This window comes from Lishizhenia sp., from assembly GCF_057456495.1.
Genome location: NZ_JBVCPV010000189.1, coordinates 1 through 5,702 on the forward strand (window position 1 = coordinate 1; position 5,702 = coordinate 5,702).

The following is a 5,702-nucleotide window of genomic DNA, read 5'->3' on the forward strand; positions in this document are numbered from 1 at the left end:
CAATTCTTTCAAACTTTCATTCATCCAGTATTTATCTTGCGACTGTCTTTTCTGTTTGAACCAGCCGTTGATTTTGGTTTGGTTTTCAAAGGATATTATGGTTTGCCAAACCTTGTCTATGTTCGTATTGGTCAATGAACTTGCCGTTAGCGCTTTGGGTATCCATTCGTTTTTATTGGGTGGAAAAAGGTGCATGGCATTTTGGTATTCTCTGCGCGCCAAGTTGGCTTTTTTGATGTTGTCGCCATCGGCTTTGGTAATCACTAAAGCATCGGCCATTTCCATGATACCGCGTTTAATTCCTTGCAATTCGTCTCCAGCACCGGCCAACATCAATAACAAGAAGAAATCCACCATGGAGTGAACGACTGTTTCTGATTGACCTACACCGACAGTTTCTATCAAGATAATTTCAAATCCAGCCGCTTCACACAAGAAAATAGCTTCTCTGGTTTTACGGGCCACACCTCCTAAAGAGTCACCTGCCGCAGACGGACGAATAAAAACATTGCTTTGCTGCGAAAGCTCCTGCATTCTTGTTTTATCCCCCAAAATACTTCCACCGCTTTTCTCCGAAGAAGGGTCTATGGCCAACACCGCTACCTTTTTGTTTTCTTGGAGCAAGTGCATCCCAAAGGACTCAATAAAGGTACTTTTACCAACTCCTGGTACCCCTGTAATTCCAACACGTATAGAATTTCCAGCATGCGGTAAACACGCGCTCACCAATTCCTTGGCCGTAGCTTTGTCTTGCGGTAAATTGCTTTCCAATAAGGTGATGGCAGAACTCAAAGCCGTTAGGTTACCCGCAAGGATACCTTCCATCAGTTTGTCTTTGGTCAAAGCTTCTTTACGTTGCTTTCGCTTTTCCATCCAGCGCTTTAACTGCTCTTCATTCATGCCGTTTAAATTCAAGATTCAAGATTTAAAATTCAAAAAGGGGGCTTTCTGTAGGGAAATGCCTTGTTTTCAAAGATAGAATTTCTATTCACTAAAAAAGGGACACCTCTTTGGGGAATTCAAAAATTTAAGGATTCAAAAATTTAAAGTGTTATTTTCGTTGAAACTTAACTTATGATCAAAGACCCATTTATCAAAGGCATTATTATCACAATTTTGGTGGTTTGTTTAATCCTAGTTTTAGCACCATTTTTTATTTTCCTAGGAGCATCATCCTCAGTAGAAGGGATGGATAACGTAAGGATGCAGTATTGGGGAGAACTAGGGAGTTATTTTTCTGGAACTAGTGGTATTGTTGCTTCTATATTCGTAGGAGCGGCCAATTTATTTTTAATTCATTGGGTTTATTCTAAACAAAAAACCGACAGGATAAAGTCAAACGAATATGAATTAACCATAAAAATAAGTGAGTTTTTGTATGCCCCAACTGAAAAAAGAGAAACGTTAGAGTTTCTAAGTAGAGTATATAATGATCTTGATGTGATTCAGAGATGGATTGAATTAGGTTTTGTTGAAAATAGTCAACAGCTGGTTCAAGGAGTTATTCTTTTAAGAACAAATATTCATAATGTTTTTCCATCGTATGTTATGAACAGAATTGTAAGAAACGCTCATGAATTTAACGCGATGAAAATTTCTGAGATACAGGCAACAAAACTGTTAAAGGAAGAGTTTGAAAAGAATCATGTACAGAATGTCAATTTTTATAAAAATCATCCAAAAAAAATTATTAGAGATTACTATTACTACCGATTTTTCTTTAGAAGTATTGATATAGTCAAAGATTTACTAAAGATAAACTTGAAGGAAGAAAAAATTACTCAAACTGTTTTCAATCAAATAGTTAAAAAACATGAGGAAGTATTTATGAAAAATGAACATGATTTTTATGTACGTAATCTATATTAGTTTTAGTTACTAAAAAAGGGACACAACCCTAAGATCGCATCCCTTTTCTATCCATCGTTAAGAATCAAGCCACTTCTGACTTATCACGTGTCACTTATCACTCCCCACAAACTCTTAACTCATAATTTCTTAACTCCTAACTAGACAGCAACATTGTGCTCTCTCAATGCATCGTTTAAAGAAGTCTTCAAATCTGTACTTTCTTTACGTTTTCCGATGATTAATGCACAAGGAACTTGGTAAGATCCAGCTGGGAATTCTTTCGTGTAAGAACCTGGAATTACAACAGAACGTGCAGGAACTACACCTTTTGTTTCAACAGGCTCATCTCCTGTTACGTCAATGATTTTTGTAGATTTTGTCAATACTACGTTTGCACCCAATACGGCTTCTTTCTCTACGCGCACACCTTCAACAACAATACATCTAGATCCGATGAAAGCACCGTCTTCGATGATTACTGGTGCAGCTTGTAATGGCTCCAATACACCACCAATTCCAACACCACCACTCAAGTGAACGTTTTTACCAATTTGCGCACAAGATCCAACCGTTGCCCATGTATCTACCATAGTACCCGCGTCTACGTAAGCACCAATGTTGATGTAAGATGGCATCATAATTACTCCAGCAGAAACGTATGCTCCGTAACGTGCTACAGCATGAGGTACTACACGTACACCCAATTCTTTGTAGTTTGTTTTCAAAGCCATTTTATCGTGGAATTCGAATGGACCAACCTCGATTGTTTCCATTTTACGAATAGGGAAGTACAAAACTACTGCCTTCTTTACCCACTCGTTCACTTTCCAACCACCGTTACCATCTGGCTCAGCAACGCGTAATCTTCCTTTGTCAATTTCCTCAATTACTTGATTAATTGTCTCTATCGTTTTAGCATCTTCTAAAAGACTTCTGTCTTCCCATGCTTTTTCTATGATTTCTTGCATAACTTTTTTCAACTTGTGCCACAAAATTAGGGTCTTATCCGAGAATAGCCATGTAGATTAGTCGAGAAAACAGAATTTTTACATTTTTCTCAATTTTTGTTGAGATGAACGAAGTTTTAGCGTGAGTATAGAACAAGCCTACAGCGAAATTTAAATTTTGATTTTTAACAGGTTCTCGAGCGAAGTCGAGAGATTATTTCTATTTGGCTGCCTTAAGCGGCTATACGTTGTAGTCCCCAGGCTAAAAAGCAAGTCAACCAAAGCTGGCCCCAACACTTCCGCTGGTCGTATTGGCCCCAACTGTTTTCCTAACTTTTCAGCCAGCGGCGCTGCCACTGCTATCCGCGGCAGAAGTCAGTATTGAGTGTGAGTAGGGAGCAAGAGGCTGTTGGTTTAAAATCAGAATGGAAATCAATTTAACTTTTACAAATAAGGTACATAGATTAAGTATGCAAAGTATAGAGTAGGGACTAGAATAAAAATTTTTAGTATTACGTGTACTTCGGCTATTATAATAGCTACAATACCTGAAATAACAAAAAAAGGAAATATGACCATTCCTAGGAATCCAAAATAGAGGTAAAAACAAGCAAAGCCAAAAATAATACTGAATACGCCCATATTGAAGTTGGTGTACAGTTTTTGCTTAAGGTATGCCAAAAATGATTGAATATTTGGGTTCATAAATTTTGATTAAAGTTACTAGCAATTTTGGACATTGGAAAATGAAAACTCTGAAATCATTGCGCGACTCACTCAATTCATCCGCTAAGAGGAAGGTGACTTTTGGAATGACTCAACTGAAGTTGAACAAAAAACATATTACAAGGTGTAGAAGAGAGATAGATAAAGGGAGAAGAATCAAGAGCGAGTCCTTTTTAAAGAAAATTTCCTAGCTTTTGAAAGCCTATCTATCCGAACTAAAACAATTACAAATATTGGTATTCGTAGAAATCTAAAAAAATACAAGTTTAGACATCGAAAAAATTAGCTTTTCAAAAACTTCCTGAAAATAGACGTTTTCAAATCCTTCTTATGTTTTTTAGAAAGTAAAGCTTCTGCAAATTCTACAATGCCTTCCGTTTCTTTTCGCTTCAATGAGTCTTGGAGTTTTTTATAGTCTATTTTCATTGGCACATCAACTACGAAATAATTTTCACTAACACCCTCTGTGCTACAATTTACATCCTTAAACCAATCACGTATTTCTGAATTTAACGTGTTCTTTTGGTGAACAAAAATTTGAAGTATGGAATGGTTAGAAGCTCTAATAACTTTCTGAAAGCAAAGAACTCCATCTTCGTCTACTATCGCATGAATAATGTCCTTACATGCAAAGGGAGCTCCATAAAAAGGGATATTGTCGATTTGGTATAAGCCTTTACGAAGATCATGAATTTTAGCCCATAAAGTTTCAATAGTGCGTTCTTCTAATACATCACTGTAATATTCAGTTTTAATTTTTACGAGTTCAGATTTATCCATGATTTAAAGGTACTATAAACCGCGTAATACTTTTTACCTTATCACCCTTGGCGCCGCTGAATTCATAGAATTCAGAGAAAGCGTAAATGATTCCATTTTCGCAGGTCATTTTACCCATTACGGCGCCTTCTCGTCCGTGGGTAAGGACTTTTTCTAAGCAGAGAGCTCTAATTGGACTATCCATAAAAATGCTTTCGTTGAGATCATCTTTCGACACTATTTTTTGTGTTTCTAAACAATTCCAAGCGAATTTGTCTGTAAAAGCTTCACGCAAGGCAGTCAAATCTCTGCGAGTATAGGCCATATTGATATTAACCAAAAAATCTTTTTTCGGCGCATTGTCGCACCCTTTGGGGATGGAAAGTTTCATTGTTTTACATTTTTGTTGAATCATCTCTATACATATCTACATCAACAACGGTTTTAGTTTTATAAAGAAATTCTATTGTTTTCTCATCTAAGCCCAAAGCCGGTGTGTTCAACTCCTCGTTAAAATCAATTTCTAGTACAAATTGAAGTACACTGTGTAAATCGTATTTTTCTTTGAACTTATTTATTTCATCAATTTTCGGGAATAGAGTATTGGTAAGATCCAATACATGATCATATAAATCACTATCGTTTGCAAGTTTTGGTGTACCATACTGCCATATAGAGTACTTACTTTTGGCAATGTATCTTCCTTTTTCACCTTTCTTAATGGCGTATGTCGCATCAAGTTCAAAGATTTCAGAAAATTCTCTAGGGTTGAAATCACCTCCTTTCAGGGCAAAGTAGATATATGTTTTTTTATTTGTCATAATTACTCATCTTCATACCTAGGAATAACGCGTATAGACTTTTTCTTTTTTGGTGGTGATGGTACGCTTGGCTGTTTTACATAGTCAATAAATGTTATTCTGTCTGGTGGTATTGTTAAATCTTCTTCTCTAAAAACTTTTGTATAGTTTTCAAAAATTACCAAAGTGTATTTTCCACCCAACACTAAGGGAGACCTAACAGATGATAGAGAATCACCAGAAAACTCAAAGGCCGTGCTATCTTGGGTTTTATTGTTCACCATTAGTACTTGAATTAAAGTCGAGTCGGTAAATATTTCAGCATACTTAAAATCTATTTCCAAATAAGCATATTTCCAATTGTCATATCCATTTTGTGCAGCGCTAAACTGACTTGTTAAAAGGAAAAGAATTAAAAGTGTTTTTAGCATGATTTTAAATTAGTAATACTAAGTTAAAATTTTCTGTTGCAAACCCTCAACCCTTCAAACTAAGATTCCTGAACAGAGCCGAAGGACAACCCTCAACCCCGCAATTATTAAATCTTTAAATCACGAAGTTCAGTTCGTTCTTATATTTTTAAATAGCATCACTCCATCTAAAAGTCTAAAAATCTAAC

General features: G+C 36.1%; 7 protein-coding genes. 1 reads left to right on the plus strand and 6 read right to left on the minus strand.

Features of this window, described 5'->3' with window-relative positions:
* Nucleotides 1-900, minus strand: a 900-nt coding sequence (gene meaB / locus AC22ZQ_RS12075) for a methylmalonyl Co-A mutase-associated GTPase MeaB (protein WP_318959024.1), incomplete at its 3' end; no start/stop codon positions are given.
* 174 nt (nucleotides 901-1,074) lie between these two features.
* Here meaB and AC22ZQ_RS12080 point away from each other — a divergent pair.
* The gene (locus AC22ZQ_RS12080; protein ID WP_318959025.1) at nucleotides 1,075-1,869 is read left to right on the plus strand and encodes a hypothetical protein; all 795 of its coding nucleotides are present in this window, start codon (nucleotides 1,075-1,077) and stop codon (nucleotides 1,867-1,869) included.
* A 140-nt stretch (nucleotides 1,870-2,009) separates the two neighbouring features.
* Here AC22ZQ_RS12080 and AC22ZQ_RS12085 read toward each other — a convergent pair whose 3' ends face one another.
* The 5 genes from AC22ZQ_RS12085 to AC22ZQ_RS12105 form a co-directional block, all read right to left on the minus strand.
* Complete coding sequence (locus tag AC22ZQ_RS12085; protein ID WP_318959026.1) at nucleotides 2,010-2,819, minus strand: 2,3,4,5-tetrahydropyridine-2,6-dicarboxylate N-succinyltransferase; 810 nt, start codon at nucleotides 2,817-2,819, stop codon at nucleotides 2,010-2,012.
* A gap of 987 nt (nucleotides 2,820-3,806) precedes the next feature.
* Nucleotides 3,807-4,304 carry a DUF4265 domain-containing protein gene (locus tag AC22ZQ_RS12090; RefSeq protein WP_318959027.1) on the minus strand — a complete coding sequence of 166 codons (498 nt, stop codon included), beginning with the start codon at nucleotides 4,302-4,304 and terminating at the stop codon, nucleotides 3,807-3,809.
* The gene (locus tag AC22ZQ_RS12095) at nucleotides 4,297-4,674 is read right to left on the minus strand and encodes a hypothetical protein (protein WP_318959028.1); all 378 of its coding nucleotides are present in this window, start codon (nucleotides 4,672-4,674) and stop codon (nucleotides 4,297-4,299) included. The genes AC22ZQ_RS12090 and AC22ZQ_RS12095 overlap by 8 nt, the downstream gene beginning before the upstream one ends.
* Before the next feature lie 4 nt (nucleotides 4,675-4,678).
* The gene (locus AC22ZQ_RS12100; RefSeq protein WP_318959029.1) at nucleotides 4,679-5,104 is read right to left on the minus strand and encodes a DUF4279 domain-containing protein; all 426 of its coding nucleotides are present in this window, start codon (nucleotides 5,102-5,104) and stop codon (nucleotides 4,679-4,681) included.
* Between the two features lie 2 nt (nucleotides 5,105-5,106).
* Nucleotides 5,107-5,514, minus strand: coding sequence for a hypothetical protein (locus AC22ZQ_RS12105; protein ID WP_318959030.1), 408 nt, complete (start codon nucleotides 5,512-5,514; stop codon nucleotides 5,107-5,109).
* Nucleotides 5,515-5,702 lie beyond the last annotated feature (188 nt).